The organism is Streptomyces griseorubiginosus, from assembly GCF_017614965.1.
Lineage (GTDB): Bacteria > Actinomycetota > Actinomycetes > Streptomycetales > Streptomycetaceae > Streptomyces > Streptomyces griseorubiginosus_B.
Window position 1 is genome coordinate 1 of record NZ_WVUG01000093.1, and the last position, 21,288, is coordinate 21,288.

Genomic DNA, 21,288 nt, shown 5'->3' on the forward strand with positions numbered 1-21,288 from the left:
ACTCCGCCCCACCCGGCCACTGCCCCGCACGGACGCGTGCGCCGCGATCTCCCGCGCCCGCTCCTCGGGGCACCCCGGAAACAGCCGCCGTATCTCCGCCGCGAACGCCTCCGCGAACCGCACATCCTCTGCGGCCCGCCGTCTGGCGTCCCGTGCCCGGCGCCGCCGCCGCGCCTCCGCGTCCGCCAGACACCGCTCCTCCGCCCGGACGAGCCCCGCCTCCTCGACCAGGACGCCCTGCCGCTCGTACCGCGCCTTGCGCCGGTTGAAGCGCACGACAACCGCCGACAGCGCGCTCTCCTCCCGCGACCGCCGTGTCAGCGCCGTGTCACCGCGCGGCAGGAACACCAGATGCCCGAGATCGGCGCAGTCCAGACACCGCGGCGCCCCGTCCTCGAGGACCAACAGCGACAACGGCCCCGCATGACACTCCCCGCACTGCCGCCGCCTCAGCGGCTGAATGACGAGAAGTCCGGTACGGCCCGTAGGCGTTTCCAGGTGCGCCATACCTGTTCCCTTCCCCGTCACACGACCCGGGCCCACCCCGATCGGTCACACCTCCGTCAACGACACCGCTCACCGACGCCGCTCACCGACGCCGCTCACCGGCAGGCGGGCGCACGGGCGTGTGGGCGTACGGGAGTAGGGGTGCCGCCTCGGCGTCGCGCACCCCGCACCCACCCACGAACCGGACGACGCGTACCGAACCGTGGCGCCGCACTGGCGCGACGCGCCCCGGTCGGTACCTGACGCATCATGGGCCCTGTGCGACTCGAAGCGATCACCTGGGACCGGCTCGGCGACCTCCTGGCCGAACGGCTGCTCGACCTCGAGCCCGCCGACGGCGGCTCCTGGCCCCGCATCGCCTTCGACGGCGCGCCCGCGGCCCGCCCCGGAGACCTCGCCGAGCGCGTGTCCGAGGCGCTGCGCGTACGCGGCCGCCCCTCGCTCACCGTCGGCACCCAGGGCTTCCTGCGCCCCGCCTCGCTCCGCCTGGAGTACGGCCGTCAGGACGTGGAGGCCTACTACGACGGCTGGTTCGACACCGCCGCCCTGTGGCGCGAGGTCTTCGGCCCTCTCGAACCCGGCGGCGACGGACGCGTCCTGCCCGATCTGTGGGACCCGGCCACCGACCGCGCCACCCGTAGCTCCTACGTCCAACTCCCGCCCGGCGGCTTCCTGTTGCTGCACGGCCCCCTCCTGCTGCGGCACTGGTTCCCCTTCGACCTGACCGTCCACGTCCTCCTGTCGCCCGGTGCCCTGCGCCGCCGCACGCCCGACGCCGACCACTGGACGCTCCCCGCCTACGAGCGCTACGAGTCGGAGACCGACCCGGCCGGCACCGCCGACGTCCTGGTACGGGCCGACGATCCACGGCATCCGGCATGGAGCGGCTGACCGCCGGAGGGCAGACCCGATCCGTCACCCACCTTTCCATGGCCTTTTCAATGCGCGTGCATGTAATTAGTCTCTCCCCATGACGACCTCCTCGATCGACCCCGTCCGCTTCACCGCCCCTGTCCGCGCCCTCCTCGACGGCAGGAACTTCGCCGGCGTCGCCACCCTCGGCCCCGACGGCTCCCCGCAGAACTCGGTGGTCTGGATCAAACGCGAGGGCGACACCGTGCTCTTCTCCTCCACCGACGGCCGGCAGAAGGTGCGCAACCTCCGCCGCGACCCCCGCGTCAGCCTCTCGGTCTTCGACCTCGCCGACCCCTACACCTCGGTCGAGATCCGCGGCACCGCCGAGATCCTTCCCGACGAGGGCAAACGGCTCCCGTACGAGCTCTCCCACAAGTACCTCGGCATCGACCCGCCCGCGGAGAAGGACGACGAGGTCCGCGTGATCGTCCGCGTCGTGCCACGGAAGATCATCGGCTTCTCCGCCTGACCGTCACCCGTTCCCGATGTCACGGGTCGGCCCGTTCGCCCTCCTGCTACCGCCGGGTTCCGGGTGCATCCGGCATCCGGCGCGGCGAGAATGTAGGGCGCCGGTTTCAGCGGTGCGTCCCGTGCCGCACCGGCCGCCCGGCACCGGGAGGTACTCCATGACCACCGCCGGAGACATCATGCACCGTGGCGCCCAGTGGATCCCCGCCCACGAGACGCTGGACCGCGCCGCCCAGCTGATGCGCGAGCTGAACGTCGGAGCCCTGCCCATCAGCGACGAGAACGAGCGGCTCTGCGGCATCCTCACCGACCGCGACATCGTCGTCGGCTGTGTGGCCATGGGCCACGACCCGGCCAGGGTGACCGCAGGTGAGATGGCTCAGGGCACCCCGCGCTGGATCGACGCGAGCGCCGACGTCGACGACGTGCTCAGGGAGATGCGGGACCACCAGATCCGCCGGCTCCCCGTCATCGAGAACAAGCGGCTGGTCGGCATGATCAGCGAGGCCGACCTGGCCCGGAACCTGACGGAGGATCAGATCGCCGACTTCGCCCACAGCGTCTACGCCAAGGCCATGACCCATTGACCGGCCGCGCCCCGGAAGTCACAGCCAGCCGTTGCGCCGGAAGCCGCGGTACAGCGCCAGGCACGCCACGGATATGACGCCGATGACCAGGGGGTAGCCGAACCTCCAGTGCAGCTCCGGCATGTGATCGAAGTTCATGCCGTACACCCCGCAGACCATCGTCGGCACGGCGATCACCGCGGCCCAGGCCGTGATCTTCCGCATGTCCTCGTTCTGAGCGACCGTCACCTGCGCGAGATGGGCCTGCAGGATCGAGTTGAGCAGTTCGTCGAAGGCGGCGATCTGCTCCTTGGCTCGCATGAGGTGGTCCAGGACGTCCCTGAAGTAGGCCTGTATCTCCGGGTCGACCACCCGGATCGGCCGGGTCGCGAGATCCTCGACCGGGCGGGCGAGCGGCACCACGGCCCGCTTCAGTTCGAGCAGTTCACGCTTCATCTGGTAGATCCGGCCCGGGTCGGCCCGCGCGCCGTTCTCCGCGAACACGTCCGTCTCGACCTGGTCGATGTCCTCCTGGACCGAGTCGGTGACGCTCAGGTAGTCGTCGACGACGTGGTCGGCGATCGCGTGCAGAACCGCGGCCGGGCCCTTGGCGAGTTGCTGGGGGTGCGACTCCAGCTCCTCGCGCAGCGGACCCAGCGAGCCGTGCATGCCATGGCGGACCGTGATCACGAAGTCCTCGCCGACGAACACCATGATCTCGCCGGTGTTCACCACCTCACTGGTCGCGGTCAGCTTCTCGTGCTCGACGTAGCAGACCGTCTTGAACACCGCGAACAACGTCTCGCCGTACCGCTCCAGCTTCGGGCGCTGATGGGCCTCGACCGCGTCCTCCACCGCCAGCGGATGCAGGTCGAAGAGCTCCGCGATACCCGCGAACTCCTGGTCCGTCGGCTCGTGCAGCCCCAGCCACACGAAGCCGTGTCCGCTCTTGCGCACCCGCTGCACCGTGTCGACCAGGTCACCGCCCGCGGGCACCCGTACGCCGTCGCGATAGGTCACGCAGTTGACCACCGAGGAGCCCAGCGGGGACCTGGCCGGGTGGCTCAGGTCGACGCGGGGGCGCCGACGGGCCAGCCGTGCCACCTTGCGCAGGCCACCGACCCCGCTGAGGCTCGTGACCTTCCGCAGATTCCCTGCCATGGACATCTGGATCTCCTTGCGTGGATCTCCCCGGACTCGGCGCCGGGTGGCTGCGACGAGCCGCTTTCCCGTGCCTTGGCCGGCCAGTCTGCCAGGTTCGGGTAAGCGGTGGTTGAGGCTGTGGGAACAGGGCATTCCGCTTTGTTCCCGTCTGTGGAAAAGCGGTTTGCCCGAGTTGGGGGGCCATCTCGTGCCGGGGACCGCGTCGGCCGCACCGCACAAGCCCGGCAACTGGGATGATCGCGGCATGACGCGATCCGACGGGTACCTCCTCGACAACCGGCGGTCGGAGGCGGCCGAGCGCTTCGACGCCTTCGCCACCCTCTTCGACCCCACGACGTTCCGGCACATCGAAGGATTCGGCATCGGGCCCGGCTGGCGCTGCTGGGAGGTCGGCGCGGGCGGCACCTCGGTGGTGTCCTGGCTGGCGAAGAAGGTCGGTCCGACCGGCAAGGTCGTGGCGACCGACATCGACACGACCCGGCTCGCCCCCGCCGGCCGGCCGCCGGTGGAGGTGCGGGTCCACGACGTGGGCACCGAGGCGCCGCCGGGGGAGGGCTTCGACCTGGTGCACGCCCGGCTCGTCCTCGTCCATGTCCCCGACCGCGAGCGGGCGTTGCGGTCGATGGTCGAGTCCCTGCGTCCCGGTGGCCGCATCCTCGTCGAGGACGCCGACCCCGCCCTGCAGCCGCTGCTCTGCCCCGACGAGCACGGCCCGGAGCAGCGCCTCGCCAACCGGCTGCGGCACGGTTTCCGCCAGCTCCTCGCAGAGCGCGGCGCCGATCTCTCCTACGGCCGCCGCCTGCCACGCCTGCTGCGCGAGGCCGGACTGCGCCGTGTCGAGGCCGACGCGTACTTCCCGCTCACCTCACCGGCCTGCGTGGCCCTCGAATCAGCCACCGTCCGCCAGATCCGCGCCCAGCTCGTCGAAGCCGGCCTGGCCACGGACGAGGAGATCGACCGCCACCTGACCAACGTCGAGACCGGCAGCATGGACCTGGCAACCGCTCCGATGATCTCGGCGTGGGGGAGGAAGGGGTAGCCGGTTGGGAGAGGCGTCGGGGAGATAGGGATAGGTTGGGGAGGCGTGAGAGAGGAAGGGATAGTCGGTCGGGGGAGGCGTGGGGGAGTCACGGACGGTTGGTTGCCGGTCTCGTCCGCGTCGACGGTCGTCTCGCCGGGACAGGTGGTTGCCGGTCCCTTCCGCGTCGCCCGCCGTCTCGTCAGGGACAGCTGGTTGCCGGTCTCGTCCGCCTTGCCCGCCGTCTCGTCAGGGACGGCTGGTTGCCGGTCCGTCCGGCTCGACCCGCCGTCACTCCCGCCCCGGCGGTCTCGCTCCCACCCGTTCGACGGCCAGTGCCCCCGCTCGGCAGCCTTCCTGCGCCGCCGTTTCCGGGGTGGCGCCCGAGATCAGCGCGGCCAGGAACGCGCCGGTGAAGGCGTCGCCGGCCCCCGTGGTGTCCGTGGCGCGCACCGGGACCGCGGGGACCTCCGCCGTCACCGTTCCCGCGCGGGCGACCAGCGCGCCGTCCGCTCCCTGCTTGGCGACCACCAGCGGGATGTGCCGGCTCAGCTTGGCCGCCGCGTCCGCCGGATCGGGCAGCCCCGTGAGCAGACACGCCTCGTCCCGGCTGGGCAGCAGCAGATCCACTCCGTCGACGAGCTCCAGGAACCGGTCGACCCCCAGGTCCCGCAGGAAACCGGCCGACGCGGGGTCCAGACTCACCGGCACCCCGCGCGTGCGTGCCGACTCCAGCGCCACCCTCACCAGCGCGCGGCTCGGCTCGGAGAACAGCAGATAGCCCGAGAGGTGCAGCCGGCCCACCCCGTCGAGCATCCCGTCCGACCAGTCACCCGGTTCCAGCCGCAGAGACGCCCCGCTGTCGGTCAGAAACGTTCGCTCGCCCGAAGCGCCCGTGTCGACCAGGCAGACCACCGTCCCGGTCGGCGCCTCGGGATCGACGACGAGCAGCGGCCGTACCCCGCACGCGGCGAGCGCACGCTCGTGCCAGTCCGCCGCGTCCGCTCCCACCCGTCCGAGCAGCCGTACCTCCGGACAGCCCCGATGGGCCGCCCAGCACGCCACGTTGGCACCCGCGCCTCCCGGCAGCGTGCGGATCACGGAGGCCGTGTCGGTTCCCGCGGCGAGCGGCCCCCGGTGCCGGGCGACCACGTCCGTGATCACGTCCCCGACGACCAGCAGCGCACCGGTCCGCGAACCGAGCGAGCCCGCTTGCCGGGCCGAGCCGCCCGGCTCCGCCGTCATGCCGCTGCCCAGGCCGCCGCGATCCGCGCCGCCAGCCGTACGTTTCCGCGCACCGCCGCGAGGTTCGCGGTCAGGGAGGCCCCGTCGGTGTGCCGTACCAGGTAGTCCAGCAGGAACGGCGTGACGGCCTGCCCGGTGACGCCCTCCGCCTCGCACGCGTGCAGCGCGTCGGCGAGCACACGCGCGTGCAACTCGGGATCCAGCTGTTCCTCCGTGGGCACGGGGTTGGCGACGATCAGCGCCGACTCGGGTCCGTCGAGGGAGTCCTGCGCCCGCATGACGTCGGCGACCTGCGCGGGGCTGTCCAGCGTCCAGTCCACCGGGTGTCCCGAGTCCGACAGATAGAAGCCGGGGAAGCGGTCCGTGCCGTATCCGGCCACGGCGACCCCGAGCGTCTCCAGCCGTTGCAGCGTCGCCGGCACGTCCAGGATCGACTTCACGCCCGCGCACACCACCGTGATCCGCGTCCGGGCCAGCAACCCCAGGTCGGCCGACTCGTCCTGGGTGACGGTCCACTCCCGGTGCACCCCGCCGAGCCCGCCCGTCGCGAACACCCGCACGCCTGCCAGCGCCGCCAGCAGCGCCGTCGCCGACACCGTGGTCGCCCCGCTCGCCCCCGACGCCACCGCGAGCGGCAGGTCCCGGTGGCCCAGCTTGCGGATGCCGTCCTCGTTGGCGACCCGCTCCAGTTGCTCCTTGTCCAGCCCCACATGAGGCCGCCCGTCCAGCACCGCGATCGTCGCGGGAACGGCGCCCTCCCGTCGTACGACATCCTCCAGCTCCAGCGCGACCTGCAGGTTGCGCGGGCGCGGCAGCCCGTGCGCGATGATCGTGGACTCGAGAGCCACCACGGGTTGACGCGCGTCGATCGCCTCGCGTACTTCCTCCGACACCATGAGCACCACGCGCCTGCCTCCTGTCGTTCGGTCCTCCCTCATCTCTGGCGGGAGGTGTGCCCGGTCAAACCCTTGCAGCCTGTGGTGGACGACACCAGCCTGGGTGCATGACCGACAACACGACACGTCTCGACCACGTCGTCCTGTGGGTGCGCGACCCGGTCGCCTCGGCCGACTTTTACGAGAAGACGGTCGGCCTCCGGCCCCTCCGGGTCACCGAGTTCGCCGAGGGGAAGGTCTCCTTTCCTTCCGTGCGGCTGAACGACGAGACCATCCTCGACCTCATGCCCCATTCCATCGCGCCGCGCATGAAGATGCTCCCCGGCGCCGCCGACAGCGCGGGCCACCCGGTCAACCACGTCTGCATAGCCCTGCCGGGCGACGACCTCGACACCCTCCACAGCCGTCTTGAGGAGCGCGCCGTCCCCGTCTCCGAGTTCTCTTACGACTCCTTCGGTGCCCGCGGGAACGCCCGGCGCAGCTTCTACTTCCGCGACCCGGACGGCAACGTCCTGGAGGCCAGGCACTACGACTGACAGACGCAGGGGCCGCCCCCACGCGCGACCGTCGCCTGGGGCGACGTCAGAACAGCGGCTCGGGCAGCACTCCCTCCAGGGCCAGCAGCTTCCGCTTGGTCTCCAGACCGCCCCCGAACCCGCCGATGCCGCCATCGCTCTCGACCACCCGATGGCAGGGCACCACGACCGGCAGCGGGTTGGAGCCCATCGCCACCCCTACGGCCTGTGCCGCCCCGGGCTGTCCCACCCGCCCGGCCAGTTCGCCGTAGCCCACCACCGCCCCGTACGGCACCCCGGACGCCAGCTCGCGCAGCACCTGACGGTTGAACCCGGAGATCAGCGACCAGTCCAACGGCAGCTCGAAGTCGCGTCGCTCGCCCGCGAAGTACGCCTGGACCTGTCGTATCGCCTCGGCCAGCAAAGGTGAGTCCGGTGCCTCGACCGGCTCGCGGCCCAGCCGCGAGGCGAGCCGCTCCAACGCCTTCTCGCGCACCGCGTCCGTGGCATGGAACACGACGTTGACCAGGCCCTCGCGGGTCGCGGCGAGCAGCAGCGGACCGATGCCGGTGCCCACCACCGCCCATACGACCTGCTGTTCGTACTCCCCATGGCTGTCCATGCGCCCACCGTACGACCCGCCACTGACAACGCCCGGCGCGGCGGACCGGCTCAGGGTGACTGCAGCGCCGCCCGGACCACGTCGGCCTTGTTGGTGATGACGCCGTCGACGCCGTACCGCTCCACGCGCTGGGCGACGGCCGCGTCGTCCACGGTCCAGGCGAACACCGTCAGCGGCCTGCCGTGTGGCCCCTTGAACGCGTGCACCGAGGTGACGTATCCCGTCGAGATCGTGCCGTAGGACGGGTTGATCCCGTCGGTGAACGCCGCGTACCGGTGCAGGTCCGCCACCAGCGGGGTGCCGAGCAGGGCGGTCCTGACGGCCGGCGCGAGGTCGTGGACGATCCGCAGGCTGTCAGCGCTGAAGCTCTGCACGATCAGTCGGCCGGCGAGATGCCGACGGTCCAGCCAGCCCTCGTTGCCGAGGACCTTCAGAGTCTCCCGCTCGATGCCGGGGTACAGCTGCGGGTTCTTGATCTCCAGGAGCAGCTTCTGGTGGTTGTGCTCCACCTCCCGCATGTACTGCGTCAGCGTCGGCACGCGCGTGCCCGCGTACTGGTGACCGAACCAGCTGCCCGCATCCAGGCGCGCGATCTCGGCGGCGGTGAAGTCCTTCACCTTCCAGGGGGACCGGCCGGGGAAGAGTTGCTTGACGTTCGTCGTGCGCCGCAGGCTGTCGTCGTGGATGACGACGAGTTCGCCGTCCTTGGTGCGCTGGACGTCGTTCTCGACCCAGGAGACGCCCATCGCGGCCGCCTTGTCGATGGAGGCGAGGGTGTTCTCGGGCGCGTAGGCGGCCGCGCCCCTGTGGCCGATGACCAGCGGAGCCGGACCCTTGGCGACATCGCCCGCCCGGGCGTCGTTGTGCGGCAGCAGGAAGGCGGCGGCCCCCAGCAGCGCGGTGCAGACGACGGCGACTACGCGCGCGTACATGCGTACTCCTAGCATCGGTCCATCACGTACTGCTCAACTGTGACAGCAGAGCGTCAACGATGTCGGTGTACAGAATGGCCACACAATGAATGGCGTTGCCCACGTCCGCTCACCGGTGCCGCACAACTGGGGCAACGACGTGTTTCTTTGCCGGAAAATCGTTCGACCATTCCGGTGGGGGTCATACTCTCTGCCTCAACCCTGACCGCTGGGGCGGTTCTGGGAGGGGGTGCATTTCAGAAGATTCCGGGACGTAAAAGGCGGGAAGGGCAGCCGCACATGCAAGGCACGGTCGACGGATTCAGCTACGGACTCGTCACACCGGTGGTGGCTTTTCTCATGGCCTCCCTCGGTGGCGCCCTCGGCCTGCGCTGCACCACCAGATCGATGCTCGTCGCCCACTCCTGGCGCCCCGGCTGGCTCGCCCTCGGTTCGGTGGCCATCGCGTCCGGCATATGGACCATGCACTTCGTCGCCATGATGGGGTTCAAGGTCAGGCAGGCGCCGATCCACTACGACAAGGCGATGACGTTCGCCAGCCTCGGCGTCGCGATCGTCATGGTGGGCATCGGGATCTTCATCGTCGGCTACCGGGGCGCGAGGGGGACCGCTCTGTTCACCGGCGGCACCATCACCGGTCTGGGCATCGCCTCGATGCACTACCTGGGCATGGCGGCGATGCGCCTGAACGGACGACTGGAGTACAACACCCTCACGGTCGCCGCCTCCGTCGTCATCGCGATGGCCGCCGCCACCGCCGCCCTGTGGGCGGCCGGACAGATCCGCGGCTTCCTGTGGAGCGTGGGCGCCAGCCTCGTCATGGGGCTCGCCGTGAGCGGTATGCACTACACCGGGATGGCCGCCCTGAGCGTTCATCTCCACGGCACGGCGGCCCCGACCGACGGTGAGTCGGCCGCGGCGCTGCTGTGGCCCCTGCTGATCGGACCGCTCGCCTTCCTGCTGATCGCGGCCGTGGTCGTGGTGTTCGACCCGATGATGGTCATGGGCAGGCCCGACTGGACCCCCGTCGAGCACAAGCCCGGCGTCCCGGCCCATCCCGCCGTCCACCACCCGGCGCACCGTCCCCCGCTCCGCCCGGTCCGGCAGGCCGTCCGACGCGGCTCACGCACTCCGCAGAACCGCTGACCCGACCGCATTGTCAGTGGGGGGTCGTACGGTGGATCCCATGCGGCCCGTTTCCAACATCGAACGCACGGTGGCGCCCTTCGAGGTCGTCAGCCCCTACCAGCCCAGCGGCGACCAGCCGGCGGCCATCGCCGAGCTGGCCAAGCGCATCGAGGCCGGTGAGAAGGACGTCGTCCTGCTGGGCGCGACCGGCACCGGCAAGTCCGCCACCACCGCGTGGATGATCGAGAAGCTCCAGCGCCCCACACTCGTGATGGCGCCGAACAAGACCCTGGCCGCCCAGCTGGCGAACGAGTTCCGCGAACTGCTGCCCAACAACGCGGTCGAGTACTTCGTCTCGTACTACGACTACTACCAGCCCGAGGCGTACGTCCCGCAGTCGGACACCTACATCGAGAAGGACTCCTCGATCAACGAGGAGGTCGAGCGGCTGCGCCACTCCGCGACCAACTCGCTGCTCACCCGCCGCGATGTCGTGGTGGTGGCCTCCGTGTCCTGTATCTACGGCCTCGGCACACCCCAGGAGTACGTGGACCGCATGGTCCCCCTGAGGGTCGGCGAAGAGATGGACCGGGACCAGCTGTTGCGCCGTTTCGTGGACATCCAGTACACGCGCAACGACCTGGCCTTCACCCGGGGCACCTTCCGCGTCCGCGGCGACACCATCGAGATCTTCCCGGTCTACGAGGAGCTCGCGGTCCGCATCGAGATGTTCGGCGACGAGATCGAGGCACTCTCCACCCTGCACCCGATCACCGGCGAGATCATCAGCGACGACGAGCAGTTGTACGTCTTCCCCGCCTCCCACTACGTCGCCGGGCCCGAGCGCATGGAGCGGGCCATCAACGACATCGAGAAGGAGCTCGGCGAGCGCCTGGCCGAGCTGGAGAAGCAGGGCAAGCTCCTGGAGGCGCAGCGCCTGCGGATGCGGACGACGTACGACCTCGAGATGCTCCGCCAGATCGGTTCCTGCTCCGGCGTCGAGAACTACTCGATGCACTTCGACGGCCGCTCGCCCGGCTCCCCGCCCAACACCCTGCTGGACTACTTCCCGGACGACTTCCTCCTGGTCATCGACGAGTCGCACAACACGGTCCCGCAGATCGGCGCCATGTACGAGGGCGACGCCTCCCGCAAGCGCACCCTCGTCGACCACGGCTTCCGCCTTCCCTCCGCCCTGGACAACCGCCCGCTGAAGTGGGAGGAGTTCCAGGAGCGCATCGGGCAGACGGTGTATCTGTCGGCCACCCCGGGCAAGTACGAGCTCTCGCGCGCGGACGGCGTCGTCGAGCAGATCATCCGCCCCACCGGTCTCGTCGACCCGGAGGTCGTCGTCAAGCCCACCGAGGGCCAGATCGACGACCTGGTGCACGAGATCCGCACCCGCACCGAGAAGGACGAGCGCGTCCTGGTCACCACCCTCACCAAGAAGATGGCCGAGGATCTCACCGACTACTTCCTGGAACTCGGCATCCAGGTGCGCTACCTGCACAGCGACGTGGACACCCTGCGCCGCGTCGAGCTGCTGCGCGAGCTGCGCTCCGGTGAGTTCGACGTGCTGGTCGGCATCAACCTCCTGCGTGAGGGTCTCGACCTGCCCGAGGTGTCCCTGGTGGCGATCCTCGACGCCGACAAGGAGGGCTTCCTGCGCTCGGGCACCTCCCTGATCCAGACCATCGGCCGTGCGGCGCGCAATGTCTCCGGCCAGGTCCACATGTACGCCGACAAGATCACCCCGGCGATGGAGAAGGCCATCGAGGAGACCAACCGGCGCCGGGAGAAGCAGGTCGCGTACAACAAGGAGCGGGGCATCGACCCGCAGCCGCTGCGCAAGAAGATCAACGACATCGTCGCCCAGATCGCTCGCGAGGACGTCGACACCGAACAACTGCTCGGCTCGGGTTACCGCAAGTCGAAGGACGGCAAGGGCGCCAAGGCACCCGTGCCCGCCCTCGGCGGCAAGGCGGCCGCCGGTACCAAGAAGGCCAAGGGCAAGGCCAAGGAGACCGTCCCGACCGACCGCCCGGCGGCCGAACTGGCCGAGCAGATCGAGGAGATGACGGCGCGTATGCGCGCCGCGGCCGCGGACCTCCAGTTCGAGATCGCGGCCCGGCTGCGCGACGAGGTGTCCGAGATGAAGAAGGAGCTGCGCCAGATGAGGGAGGCGGGTCTGGCCTGACCCTCCCGGCAGACGCCGGACCTCGGACCATGCGCACTGTGTTGCAAGACCGACACAAAGTACGAGCCGGGGTTCGGCACTGTCGGTGCCGCTGCGTAGGGTTCTGGACAACCGCGGACTCCGCGGCAACAGGGGACAGTTCGAGAGGGGAACCAGCCGTGACCGTCAACATGACCAAGGGTCAGGCCATCAGTCTGCAGAAGAACGACGGGGGCAGCCTGACCGCGGTGCGCATGGGTCTCGGGTGGCAGGCGGCTCCCCGGCGCGGTCTGTTCGGCTCGCGCACCCGTGAGATCGACCTGGACGCCTCCGCCGTCCTGTTCGCGGACAAGCAGCCGGTCGACGTCGTCTTCTTCCGCCACCTCGTCAGCGACGACGGCTCGGTCCGCCACACCGGTGACAACCTCGTCGGCGGTGTCGGCCAGGGCGGCGACGACGAGGCGATCCTCGTGGACCTGGCGCGGGTCCCGGTTCACATCGACCAGATCGTCTTCACCGTGAACTCGTTCACCGGGCAGACCTTCCAGGAGGTGCAGAACGCGTTCTGCCGCCTGGTCGACGAGACCAACGGCCAGGAACTCGCGCGCTACACCCTCGCGGGCGGCGGCGCCTACACCGCCCAGATCATGGCCAAGGTGCACCGGGCCGGCTCCGGCTGGACGCTGACCGCTCTCGGCACCCCGGCCAACGGCCGCACCTTCCAGGACCTGATGCCGTCGATCCTGCCGCATCTGTAGGACCACCCGACGACCGCACAGGAGACGACGGCAGCGACACAGGGGGGACGAGGGCGATGACGGCCGAGCTGGTGCGGGGGCAGAACCACCCGCTCTCCCAGGTCCGTCTCGAGATCCGGGTCTCGGCCGGCACGCCGGTCGTCGCCTCGGCCACGCTCGGCGACGAGCACGGCAGGGCGCGCGGCATGGAAGCGGTCGCCCACCCCGGCGCGCCCACCCTGCCCGGCCTGGAGGTGTCCCGGCAGGCGGCCGCCGACCACCGGCTCGCGGTCGACCTGGGTGCCATGCCCGAGGCCGTGCACCGCGTCCATGTGCTGCTCGCCCTCCCCGACGGGGGGCCGGAGAGCTTCGGTGCCGTCGCCGCCCCGTTCGTCGCCGTCACCAGCCTCGACGGCACCGAGGTCGCCAGCTACACGATCACCGGCCTGGACGCGGAGTCCGCCGTGGTCGCCGTGGAGCTGTACCGCCGGCAGGGCGCCTGGAAGGTGCGCGCCGTCGGCCAGGGGTACGCCGGCGGGCTCGCCGAACTCTTCAGCGATCAGGGCCTGCCCGAGCCGCAGCGGCTCGCCGCCCGCATCGACGAGGCGGTCAGCCAGAGCCTGGCCCGAGCGGTACCGGCACCCCCGCAGCACGCGGCGGACGGAGACCGGACCCGCCAGACGGCGGTGCCGGCCCCAGGCCCTGACCAGACCGGAGCGTCCCACCGCGGCTCCGGCCCGGCCGCACCGCAGCAGCCGGCCAACCCGTACGGCGTCCCGGCACCGCCGACCGCTCCCTACGGCGCGCAGAGCACCACCGCGGGTGGCGCGCCGCAGCCCGGAATCCCGTCCGTGGACCCCTCCGCCGCCACCCAGCCCTCCGCGCCCGGCGGTCCGATCAACTACAGCCACCCGGCCCGGCAGACCGCCGCGCCGCCGCCACCCCCGCCGACCGCGCCTCCTGCCGCTCCCGGACAGCCCGCCCAGCCCGTCGCGGGTGACGCCACCGGCTGGTCGATGGACGAGCGGCTCTACAACCAGATCTGGGGCATGTTCGAGGACCTGGCCCGCACCACGGCCGCGTACCGCAGCGCCGTGGATTTCGCCGACTCGCGCATGGAGAAGGAGCTCGACCAGGCCCTGTCCGACCCGCGCAGCAGGATCGGCGGCCAGGGCGAGGCCGCTCGTGAGAGGGCCCGCGCCAAGCACGCCGACCTGGTCGACCAGGCCCGGGCGGCCCTCGACCGCGATCTCGCCCAGCTCTCCGCCGAGTCCGACGTCGTCGAACCCGCGCTGCCGCCCGCCTACGCCCGCTGGGACAACCCGGTGTGGCACGCCTACCGGGTTCCGATGGAGATCCCGATGGCCCTGCGCCTGGGCGACCTCTACCTGCCCGAGAGCGAGCTGCTGCGCATCCCGATGCTGGTACGGCTGCCCCTGGAACGCGGTCTGTGGATCGACGCGGGATTCACCGAGGCGTACGACGAGTCGTTCGCCGACGCCCATGAACTGCGTCATCGCGCGATGGAGACGGCGGTGGCACTGGCCGCCAGGCTGCTCGCGGTCTATCCGGCCGGTGAGTTCACCGTGCAGGTCATCGATCCGGCGGGGTCCGGCTCCCGGGCGCTCGTGCCGCTGGTGCGCACCGGCGTCCTCCCGGCCCCGCCCGCCCAGGGTGCCGCGGGCGTGGCCGACGTCCTGACCCGGCTCACCCGGCGCGTCGACCTGGTGCAGATGGCGGTGCGCGGTGGAGCGGCCGACTCCCTTCCGTCCGGCCTGGACACGGCCGAGCAGCTGCTGATCGTCAACGACTTCCCGCACGGCTTCGACGACCGGGCCGTGACCCAGCTGCGCTACCTCGCGGACGAGGGACCGGCGGTCGGCGTCCACCTGATGATGGTCGCGGACCGCGAGGACGCCCAGGCCTACGGGCCTTTGCTCGACCCCCTGTGGCGTTCGCTGCTGCGACTCACCCCCCTGCCCGACGATCACCTCGCCGACCCGTGGGTCGGCCACGCGTGGACCTATGAACCGGCGCTGGTGCCACCCGGCAGCGAGGTGCTCCAGCAGGTGCTCACCCTGGTCGCGGCAGCCCGCACCAAGTACATGTAAAGCGCTCTGAGCAGCGGGTTTGATCTTTCTTTTACCAATCTCTTTACCTTTCCTTGGTGGTTGGGGTACAGTTTTCCTCACGGAGGGGAGTACTCCCTATCTGCTGCGGCGTACCCGTCAGTACGGATCAACCAGATCCCGGGGCGTCGGCCCAGGGCCCGTGCCTGGGTGGAAGAGACCTCCGGTAGCGACGACGCTGACATTTGCCGTTACGTATGCCGGAGGCGCAGTGGATGTTTCCCCGACCCTGTGGGTCCTGACCATCGTGGGCCTTGCCGCCCTCATCGCGGTCGACTTCTTCATCGGCCGCAAGCCGCACGACGTCTTGATCAAGGAAGCCGGGATCTGGACGGTCGTCTGGATCGCCCTCGCCGGGCTCTTCGGACTCGGCCTGCTCGTCTTCGGCGGCGGCCAGGCCGGCGGCGAGTTCTTCGCCGGCTTCATCACCGAGAAGTCGCTGAGCGTCGACAACCTCTTCGTCTTCGTCCTGATCATGGCGAAGTTCGCCGTGCCCTCGCAGTACCAGCAGCGCGTCCTGCTCGTCGGTGTGCTCATAGCCCTGGTCCTGCGGGCGATCTTCATCGCGGCCGGCGCCGCGATCCTCGCCAGCTTCTCCTGGGTGTTCTACCTCTTCGGCGCCTTCCTCATCTGGACCGCCTGGAAGCTCATCCAGGAGGCCGGGGCGGACGAGGAGGACGAGGAGTTCGAGGAGAACAAGCTGCTCAAGGCCGCCGAGCGCAGGTTCGGTGTCGCCGACCGCTACCACGGCACCAAGCTGTGGATCCAGCAGAACGGCAAGCGGGTCATGACCCCGATGCTGGTCGTGATGCTGGCGATCGGCACCACGGACGTCCTCTTCGCGCTCGACTCGATCCCCGCGATCTTCGGCCTGACCCAGGACCCGTACATCGTCTTCACCGCGAACGCCTTCGCGCTGATGGGCCTTCGCCAGCTGTACTTCCTCATCGGCGGTCTGCTGAAGAAGCTCGTCCACCTCAGCTACGGTCTGTCGATCATCCTGGGCTTCATCGGCGTCAAGCTGGTGCTGCACGCTCTGCACGAGTCCGGCGTCCATGTCCCGGAGATCTCCATCCCCGTCTCCCTCGGCGTGATCTGCTCGGTCCTGATCGTCACCACGATCACCAGCCTGCGGGCGTCCAGGAAGCAGGCGGCGGCCGAGGCGGCGCAGTCGGAGAGCGAAGGCGCTCCGAAGGACAGCATCCGGGCCTGACCACGACCGACGTAGGAACAACCAGCACCGGGAGCGACGCGCGATGAATTGCCGACCATCGCTCCCGGTGCTTCCTTGGGAGCCGAGCGTTCCCGCACCGGGAGCGCCGTGGCCGGGTGGAGGAATCCATGGACACACCCGTCAAGTTCGTACAGATCGTCGATTCCGAGACCGAGCGCATCGAGGAGATGCGCAAGCTGTCCGAGGAGATGGACGAGCGGTTCGCGGGCCGCAGCGGCGGTCCCACGCACCGCCTCGTCCTCAGGGACAGGAACCAGCCGAACCGCTACCTCGTGGTGATCGAGTTCAACTCCTACGAGGAGGCCATGGCCACCAGCAACGCCCCCGAGACGGCCGAGTTCGCGCAGCGCATGGCCGCGCTGTGCACCCGGCCGCCGACCTTCACCGACTGCGATCTGGAAGGGATGACCGAGTTCAAGTGACAGGCACCAGGCCCCGCAACGACGGAATGCGGGGCCTGTGCCCCTCTGCGAGGATCGCTCCATGATCGCTCGGTCCAGGTCGCTCACAACCCGGTGGACGCTCCTCGTACCGGTTCTCGCGGTCGTTCTGCTGGTCTTCACCTGGGGGCGCGATCTGCCTGGCGCGGTGGTCGCGCTGGTCACGCTCGTCCTCGCGGGGGCGGTCCTGGCCGCTGTGCATCACGCGGAGGTGGTCGCCCACCGGGTCGGGGAGCCGTTCGGCTCCCTCGTTCTCGCCGTCGCCGTCACGATCATCGAGGTGGCGCTGATCGTCACGTTGATGGCGGACGGCGGCGACAAGAGTTCGACGCTGGCCAGGGACACGGTCTTCGCCGCCGTGATGATCGCCTGCAACGGCATCGTCGGCCTCTGCCTCCTGGTCGCCTCCCTGCGACACGGCACGGCGGTGTTCAACCCCGAGGGCACCGGCGCCGCCCTCGCCACCGTGGCCACCCTTGCCACGCTCAGCCTGGTGCTGCCGACCTTCACCACCAGCAAACCCGGCCCGGAGTTCTCCGCCGTACAGCTGACCTTCGCCGCGATCTCCTCGCTGATCCTCTACGGCCTGTTCGTGACGACCCAGACCGTGCGGCACCGTGACTACTTCCTCCCCATCACCCGCCAGGGCGAGGTGATCAACGCCGACGACCACGCCGACGTCCCCTCCAAGCGCACCGCGTGGAGCAGCCTGGGGCTGCTCGGGCTCGCCCTGATCGGTGTGGTGGGCCTGGCCAAGGGGGTGTCGCCGACGATCGAGTCGGGCGTCGAGGCCGCGGGGCTGCACCATGCGGTCGTCGGTGTGATCATCGCCCTGCTGGTGCTGCTCCCCGAGACCATCGCCGCTCTCCGCTCGGCCCGCCGCGACCGCGTCCAGACCAGCCTGAACCTGGCGCTCGGCTCCGCCATGGCCAGCATCGGACTGACCATCCCGGCGGTCGCCCTGGCCTCGGTCTGGCTCTCCGGCCCGCTCGTCCTCGGCCTCGGCGCCACACACATGGTGCTGCTGGCCCTGACGGTGGTGGTCAGCTCGCTGACGGTCGTACCGGGCCGCGCCACACCACTGCAGGGCGGGGTGCATCTCGTGCTGTTCGCGGCGTACCTGGAGCTGGCGATCAACCCGTAGGCCGCCGCGTGATAGACCGGTCCGAGCAGCCCACCCTCACCGGACCGGAGGAACCGTGCCCCGCACCCTGGCCAACGCCCCGATCATGATCCTCAACGGGCCCAACCTGAACCTCCTCGGCCAGCGCCAGCCGGAGATCTACGGCAAGGACACCCTGGCCGACGTGGAGGCGCTGTGCGCCAAGGCGGCCGCCGCGCACGGCGGCACGGTGGATTTCCGGCAGTCCAACCACGAGGGCGAGTTGGTGGACTGGATTCACGAGGCGCGGCTGAACCACTGCGGGATCGTGATCAACCCGGGTGCCTACTCCCACACGTCGGTCGCGATCCTGGACGCCCTCAATACCTGCGACGGGCTGCCCGTCCTCGAGGTCCACATCTCCAACATCCACCAGCGCGAGTCCTTCCGGCACCACTCGTACGTCTCGCTGCGTGCCGACGGCGTCATCGCGGGATGCGGTGTGCAGGGCTATGTCTTCGGCGTCGAGCGGGTGGTGGCGCTGGTGGGGGCGGCGCAGGCCGAGGCCTGAGGTCGGCCTGCGTACGAACCCCGTCTTCCGCCTGTGCAGGGCCTGGCCTGCGTAGGAGCGGACCCGGCAGTCCGCCTGTAAGGCCCGGCCGCCATTGCGCGCGCCCCTTACAACCGCCCCGCCTCCACGATCCGCTTCAGGAAGCGCCGCGTGCGCTCCTCCTGCGGATCGCCGAAGATCTGCTCGGCGGTTCCGCGCTCCAGGACCACGCCCGAGTCCAGAAAACAAACCTGGTCGGCGACATCCCGCGCGAAGCCCATCTCGTGCGTGGCCAGCACCATCGTCATGCCGTCGTTCTTGAGGTCGCGGACGACGGTGAGGACCTCTCCGACGAGCTCCGGGTCGAGCGCGGCCGTGATCTCGTCGAACAGGAGCAGCCGAGGGCGAACGGCGAGGGCGCGCACGATCGCCACACGCTGCTGCTGGCCGCCGCTCAGCCGGTCCGGGTACTCGCTCGCCTTCCCGCCCAGCCCGAGCCGCTCCAGCAGCTCCCTGGCCCGCTCCTCGGCCTCCGCCCGGGACACGCCGTGCACCCGCCGCGGGGCGAGGGTGATGTTGTCCAGGACCGTCATGTGCGGAAAGAGGTTGTACGCCTGGAAGACCACGCCGATACGGCGCCGTACCGCGTCCTGGTCCACGCGAGGGTCGGTGATCTCCTCGCCGTCCAGCCAGATCGCGCCGTCGTCGATCTCCTCCAGGAGGTTGGCGCACCGCAGCAGCGTCGACTTGCCGGAGCCGGACGCGCCGATCAGTGCGGTCACGGTGTGCGGAGCGACCTCCAGATCGACGTCCCGCAGCACCACCGTGCCGCCGAACGTCTTGCGCACGGACTCCATGCGCAGCACGGGCGCGTCGCTCATATCGCTCCTCCCTGGGCCCGCTGCCGGTCCATCCGCGCCGTCACCCAGTCCGTGAACCGGGTCATCGGAATGGTCAGTGCCACGAAGACCAGGCCCGCCACGATGTACGGCGTGTAGTTGAGGCTGCGCTGGGCGATGATGTCGGACGCCCGCACCGCGTCGATGGCACCGCCGATCGAGACGAGCCCGGTGTCCTTCTGGAGGGACACGAGGTCGTTCAGCAGGGGCGGGACCTGACGGCGCACGGCCTGCGGCAGCACCACGTGGCGCAGCGCCTGCCGGTTGGTCAGGCCGAGCGAGCGGGCCGCGGCGCGCTGCGAGGGGTGTACGGACTCGATGCCGGCGCGGAACACCTCGGCGACGTAGGCCGCGTAGGTCAAGGTCAGCGCCGTACCGCCGAGCCACACGGGATCGACGGTCACACCCTGGAGGCGCAGGGCGGGCACACCGAAGACGACGATCATCAGGTTGATGATCAGCGGCAGCCCGCGGAAGAAGTCCGTGTAGGCGGCCGCGAGTGCCCGCAACGGGAAGAACACCGGTCCGGGCAGGGTGCGCGCGACGGCGATCAGCATGCCCAGCAGGAGCACCAGGACACCGCAGATCAGCAGCAGCCGGATGTTCAGCCAGAGCCCTTCCAGGACCTTGGGGAACGCCTCGCGCGCGTAGCCCGCGTCGAAGAAGGTCTCCCTGGTGCGCTCCCAGCCCGGGGCACTGACGACGACCAGGTAGAGGACGACGGCGGTGACGAGGGTCGACACGGCGGCGATGGCCGTTGCGCGACGGGCACGCGCCCGCTTGTAGCGCTGGCGCTCCAGCCGCCGCTCGGACGGAACGTACTCGTCGGGCATGTCACCCTTGCCCGCGTCCTCCCCGGACTCCTCCTTGACGACCGTCACTTGAGCACCGGCGCGTCGACGGCGTCGGACAGCCACTGCTTCTCCAGCTTCGCCAGGGTGCCGTCCTTACGGAGGGCGTCCACGGCCGACGACACGCAGGAGGTGAGGGCGCTGCCCTTGTCGAGGACGAGCCCGAACTGTTCGGGTGTGCCGCCCTGGTTCTCGAACTGGCCGACGATCTTGGCATTGGTCACCTGGGCGGCGGTGACGTAGAAGGCGGTCGGCAGGTCGGTGACGATCGCGTCCACCTGGCCGTTCTTGAGGGCGGAGATCGCCTGGTCGTTCTTGGAGTACGCGGCCGCCTCCTGCGACGGCTTCACCACGTCGCTGATGTAGTTCAGGCTCGTCGTGCCGACCTGCGCGCCCAGCTTGAGGTTCTTCAGGTCCGCGATGCCGGTCGCCTTCGCGGCCTTGGAACCCTTGAGCGCGATGACGGCCTGGCGCACCTCGTAGTAGCCGGAGGAGAAGTCAACGGCCTTCTTGCGCTCGGCGCTGATCGACACCTGGTTGATGTCGAAGTCGAAGGTCTTCACGCCGGGTGCGAAGGCCTTGTTGAAGGGAACGCTCTGCCAGACGACCGCGCTCTTGTCGTAACCGAGCTGCTGTGCGACGGCGTAGGCGACCGCCGACTCGAAGCCCTTGCCGTTGGCCGGCTTGTCGTCCTTGAACCAGGGCTCGTACGCCGGTTCGTCGGTGGCGATCGTCAGCTTGCCGGAGGCCTTGGTGGCCAGTTCGCCCTTGGCGCAGGTGGTGCCGGTCGAACCGGACGGCGAGGCAGCCGCCTTCTCCTCCGGCTGCGGAGCGCAGCCGACGGCGGTGGCGAGCAGGGCTATCGTTGCCGCGGCTACGGCGCGGCGCAGTGCGCGAGGGGCGAGGTGCATGGCGGGAGATTGACAGTCGATCGCCCGTTTGTCGAGGTCACGACCGCAATTGTCCGCATAGTGGGAACGAGTGTTGCTGTTCTGTGAACAGGTCCCGGGCAGATGCCGGGGCCGCCGGCCGAGGGCGGGGATTCGAAAGACCGGCGGCCCGTACCGCGCAGGAGCCGTCATCCTGTGCGGGGCTGCCTCCAGTTGACTGCGCAACGAAGTGCGCCGGGAGCGCGCGCATGACCCCGGCGCGTGCGAACGGTTCACACGGGGCGCGCGTCATCGGGCGTGCGCC

22 protein-coding genes are annotated in these 21,288 nt (G+C 70.1%); 13 read left to right on the plus strand and 9 right to left on the minus strand.

The window, feature by feature from the left end; translation table 11 throughout:
- The coding region (locus GRC12_RS19055; protein WP_208780515.1) for a DUF2293 domain-containing protein at window positions 1-507 on the minus strand (507 nt) is incomplete at its 3' end.
- A 249-nt stretch (window positions 508-756) separates the two neighbouring features.
- Here GRC12_RS19055 and GRC12_RS19060 point away from each other — a divergent pair.
- The 3 genes from GRC12_RS19060 (at window position 757) to GRC12_RS19070 (ending at window position 2,477) form a co-directional block, all read left to right on the plus strand.
- On the plus strand, window positions 757-1,398 hold the full coding sequence (locus tag GRC12_RS19060) for a uridine kinase (RefSeq protein WP_208780516.1): 642 nt from the start codon (window positions 757-759) through the stop codon (window positions 1,396-1,398).
- 79 nt (window positions 1,399-1,477) lie between these two features.
- Window positions 1,478-1,891, plus strand: a complete 414-nt coding sequence (locus GRC12_RS19065) for a PPOX class F420-dependent oxidoreductase (protein ID WP_208780517.1) — start codon at window positions 1,478-1,480, stop codon at window positions 1,889-1,891.
- Between the two features lie 157 nt (window positions 1,892-2,048).
- Window positions 2,049-2,477 carry a CBS domain-containing protein gene (locus GRC12_RS19070; protein ID WP_133042709.1) on the plus strand — a complete coding sequence of 143 codons (429 nt, stop codon included), beginning with the start codon at window positions 2,049-2,051 and terminating at the stop codon, window positions 2,475-2,477.
- A gap of 18 nt (window positions 2,478-2,495) precedes the next feature.
- Here GRC12_RS19070 and GRC12_RS19075 read toward each other — a convergent pair whose 3' ends face one another.
- Complete coding sequence (locus GRC12_RS19075) at window positions 2,496-3,623, minus strand: magnesium and cobalt transport protein CorA (protein ID WP_208780518.1); 1,128 nt, start codon at window positions 3,621-3,623, stop codon at window positions 2,496-2,498.
- Between the two features lie 241 nt (window positions 3,624-3,864).
- On the opposite strand from GRC12_RS19075, the gene GRC12_RS19080 reads away from it, so the two are divergent.
- A complete protein-coding gene (locus tag GRC12_RS19080) occupies window positions 3,865-4,659 on the plus strand; it encodes a methyltransferase domain-containing protein (protein WP_208780519.1) in 795 nt (264 codons plus the stop codon).
- 270 nt (window positions 4,660-4,929) lie between these two features.
- Here the strand turns inward: GRC12_RS19080 and GRC12_RS19085 are convergent, their stop codons facing one another.
- Entirely contained in the window at window positions 4,930-5,883 is a 954-nt protein-coding gene (locus GRC12_RS19085) for a carbohydrate kinase family protein (RefSeq protein ID WP_208780520.1), read from the minus strand.
- Window positions 5,880-6,788, minus strand: a complete 909-nt coding sequence (locus GRC12_RS19090) for a pseudouridine-5'-phosphate glycosidase (RefSeq protein ID WP_208780521.1) — start codon at window positions 6,786-6,788, stop codon at window positions 5,880-5,882. Before GRC12_RS19090 ends, GRC12_RS19085 begins: the two co-directional genes overlap by 4 nt.
- Before the next feature lie 98 nt (window positions 6,789-6,886).
- Here GRC12_RS19090 and GRC12_RS19095 point away from each other — a divergent pair, with 98 nt between their 5' ends.
- The gene (locus tag GRC12_RS19095) at window positions 6,887-7,315 is read left to right on the plus strand and encodes a VOC family protein (protein WP_208780522.1); all 429 of its coding nucleotides are present in this window, start codon (window positions 6,887-6,889) and stop codon (window positions 7,313-7,315) included.
- Window positions 7,316-7,361: 46 nt separating this feature from the next.
- Here the strand turns inward: GRC12_RS19095 and GRC12_RS19100 are convergent, their stop codons facing one another.
- Complete coding sequence (locus tag GRC12_RS19100) at window positions 7,362-7,916, minus strand: methylated-DNA--[protein]-cysteine S-methyltransferase (protein ID WP_208780523.1); 555 nt, start codon at window positions 7,914-7,916, stop codon at window positions 7,362-7,364.
- 50 nt (window positions 7,917-7,966) lie between these two features.
- Window positions 7,967-8,848, minus strand: a complete 882-nt coding sequence (locus GRC12_RS19105) for a glycerophosphodiester phosphodiesterase (protein ID WP_208780524.1) — start codon at window positions 8,846-8,848, stop codon at window positions 7,967-7,969.
- 279 nt (window positions 8,849-9,127) lie between these two features.
- Here GRC12_RS19105 and GRC12_RS19110 point away from each other — a divergent pair, with 279 nt between their 5' ends.
- The 8 genes from GRC12_RS19110 (at window position 9,128) to aroQ (ending at window position 18,365) form a co-directional block, all read left to right on the plus strand.
- Entirely contained in the window at window positions 9,128-9,994 is an 867-nt protein-coding gene (locus GRC12_RS19110; RefSeq protein WP_208780525.1) for an MHYT domain-containing protein, read from the plus strand.
- Window positions 9,995-10,034: 40 nt separating this feature from the next.
- On the plus strand, window positions 10,035-12,173 hold the full coding sequence (uvrB, locus tag GRC12_RS19115; protein WP_208780526.1) for an excinuclease ABC subunit UvrB: 2,139 nt from the start codon (window positions 10,035-10,037) through the stop codon (window positions 12,171-12,173).
- Window positions 12,174-12,331: 158 nt separating this feature from the next.
- Window positions 12,332-12,910, plus strand: a complete 579-nt coding sequence (locus GRC12_RS19120) for a TerD family protein (RefSeq protein WP_208780527.1) — start codon at window positions 12,332-12,334, stop codon at window positions 12,908-12,910.
- 56 nt (window positions 12,911-12,966) lie between these two features.
- Entirely contained in the window at window positions 12,967-15,000 is a 2,034-nt protein-coding gene (locus GRC12_RS19125; protein ID WP_208780528.1) for a TerD family protein, read from the plus strand.
- 229 nt (window positions 15,001-15,229) lie between these two features.
- Window positions 15,230-16,231 carry a TerC/Alx family metal homeostasis membrane protein gene (locus tag GRC12_RS19130; RefSeq protein WP_208780529.1) on the plus strand — a complete coding sequence of 334 codons (1,002 nt, stop codon included), beginning with the start codon at window positions 15,230-15,232 and terminating at the stop codon, window positions 16,229-16,231.
- A 128-nt stretch (window positions 16,232-16,359) separates the two neighbouring features.
- On the plus strand, window positions 16,360-16,674 hold the full coding sequence (locus tag GRC12_RS19135; protein ID WP_208780530.1) for a hypothetical protein: 315 nt from the start codon (window positions 16,360-16,362) through the stop codon (window positions 16,672-16,674).
- Window positions 16,675-16,735: 61 nt separating this feature from the next.
- Complete coding sequence (locus tag GRC12_RS19140; RefSeq protein WP_208780531.1) at window positions 16,736-17,836, plus strand: calcium:proton antiporter; 1,101 nt, start codon at window positions 16,736-16,738, stop codon at window positions 17,834-17,836.
- 55 nt (window positions 17,837-17,891) lie between these two features.
- The gene (aroQ, locus tag GRC12_RS19145; protein ID WP_208780532.1) at window positions 17,892-18,365 is read left to right on the plus strand and encodes a type II 3-dehydroquinate dehydratase; all 474 of its coding nucleotides are present in this window, start codon (window positions 17,892-17,894) and stop codon (window positions 18,363-18,365) included.
- Window positions 18,366-18,472: 107 nt separating this feature from the next.
- Here the strand turns inward: aroQ and GRC12_RS19150 are convergent, their stop codons facing one another.
- From GRC12_RS19150 to GRC12_RS19160, 3 genes are read right to left on the minus strand one after another with little or no spacing between them, the layout of a single operon-like run.
- A complete protein-coding gene (locus tag GRC12_RS19150; RefSeq protein ID WP_244373288.1) occupies window positions 18,473-19,225 on the minus strand; it encodes an amino acid ABC transporter ATP-binding protein in 753 nt (250 codons plus the stop codon).
- On the minus strand, window positions 19,222-20,124 hold the full coding sequence (locus GRC12_RS19155; RefSeq protein WP_208780533.1) for an amino acid ABC transporter permease: 903 nt from the start codon (window positions 20,122-20,124) through the stop codon (window positions 19,222-19,224). Before GRC12_RS19155 ends, GRC12_RS19150 begins: the two co-directional genes overlap by 4 nt.
- Window positions 20,121-21,005, minus strand: coding sequence for an ABC transporter substrate-binding protein (locus tag GRC12_RS19160; protein WP_208780534.1), 885 nt, complete (start codon window positions 21,003-21,005; stop codon window positions 20,121-20,123). Before GRC12_RS19160 ends, GRC12_RS19155 begins: the two co-directional genes overlap by 4 nt.
- Window positions 21,006-21,288 lie beyond the last annotated feature (283 nt).

Excerpts from the sequence above, each read along its gene's own strand:
- GRC12_RS19060 (WP_208780516.1), top strand. The coding sequence starts at position 757 with ATGGGCCCTGTGCGACTCGAAGCGATCACCTGGGACCGGCTCGGCGAC.
- GRC12_RS19065 (WP_208780517.1), top strand. The coding sequence starts at position 1,478 with ATGACGACCTCCTCGATCGACCCCGTCCGCTTCACCGCCCCTGTCCGC.
- GRC12_RS19070 (WP_133042709.1), top strand. The coding sequence starts at position 2,049 with ATGACCACCGCCGGAGACATCATGCACCGTGGCGCCCAGTGGATCCCC.
- GRC12_RS19075 (WP_208780518.1), bottom strand. The coding sequence starts at position 3,623 with ATGTCCATGGCAGGGAATCTGCGGAAGGTCACGAGCCTCAGCGGGGTC.
- GRC12_RS19080 (WP_208780519.1), top strand. The coding sequence starts at position 3,865 with ATGACGCGATCCGACGGGTACCTCCTCGACAACCGGCGGTCGGAGGCG.
- GRC12_RS19085 (WP_208780520.1), bottom strand. The coding sequence starts at position 5,883 with ATGACGGCGGAGCCGGGCGGCTCGGCCCGGCAAGCGGGCTCGCTCGGT.
- GRC12_RS19095 (WP_208780522.1), top strand. The coding sequence starts at position 6,887 with ATGACCGACAACACGACACGTCTCGACCACGTCGTCCTGTGGGTGCGC.
- GRC12_RS19100 (WP_208780523.1), bottom strand. The coding sequence starts at position 7,916 with ATGGACAGCCATGGGGAGTACGAACAGCAGGTCGTATGGGCGGTGGTG.
- GRC12_RS19105 (WP_208780524.1), bottom strand. The coding sequence starts at position 8,848 with ATGTACGCGCGCGTAGTCGCCGTCGTCTGCACCGCGCTGCTGGGGGCC.
- GRC12_RS19110 (WP_208780525.1), top strand. The coding sequence starts at position 9,128 with ATGCAAGGCACGGTCGACGGATTCAGCTACGGACTCGTCACACCGGTG.
- uvrB (WP_208780526.1), top strand. The coding sequence starts at position 10,035 with ATGCGGCCCGTTTCCAACATCGAACGCACGGTGGCGCCCTTCGAGGTC.
- GRC12_RS19125 (WP_208780528.1), top strand. The coding sequence starts at position 12,967 with ATGACGGCCGAGCTGGTGCGGGGGCAGAACCACCCGCTCTCCCAGGTC.
- GRC12_RS19135 (WP_208780530.1), top strand. The coding sequence starts at position 16,360 with ATGGACACACCCGTCAAGTTCGTACAGATCGTCGATTCCGAGACCGAG.
- GRC12_RS19140 (WP_208780531.1), top strand. The coding sequence starts at position 16,736 with ATGATCGCTCGGTCCAGGTCGCTCACAACCCGGTGGACGCTCCTCGTA.
- GRC12_RS19150 (WP_244373288.1), bottom strand. The coding sequence starts at position 19,225 with ATGAGCGACGCGCCCGTGCTGCGCATGGAGTCCGTGCGCAAGACGTTC.
- GRC12_RS19160 (WP_208780534.1), bottom strand. The coding sequence starts at position 21,005 with ATGCACCTCGCCCCTCGCGCACTGCGCCGCGCCGTAGCCGCGGCAACG.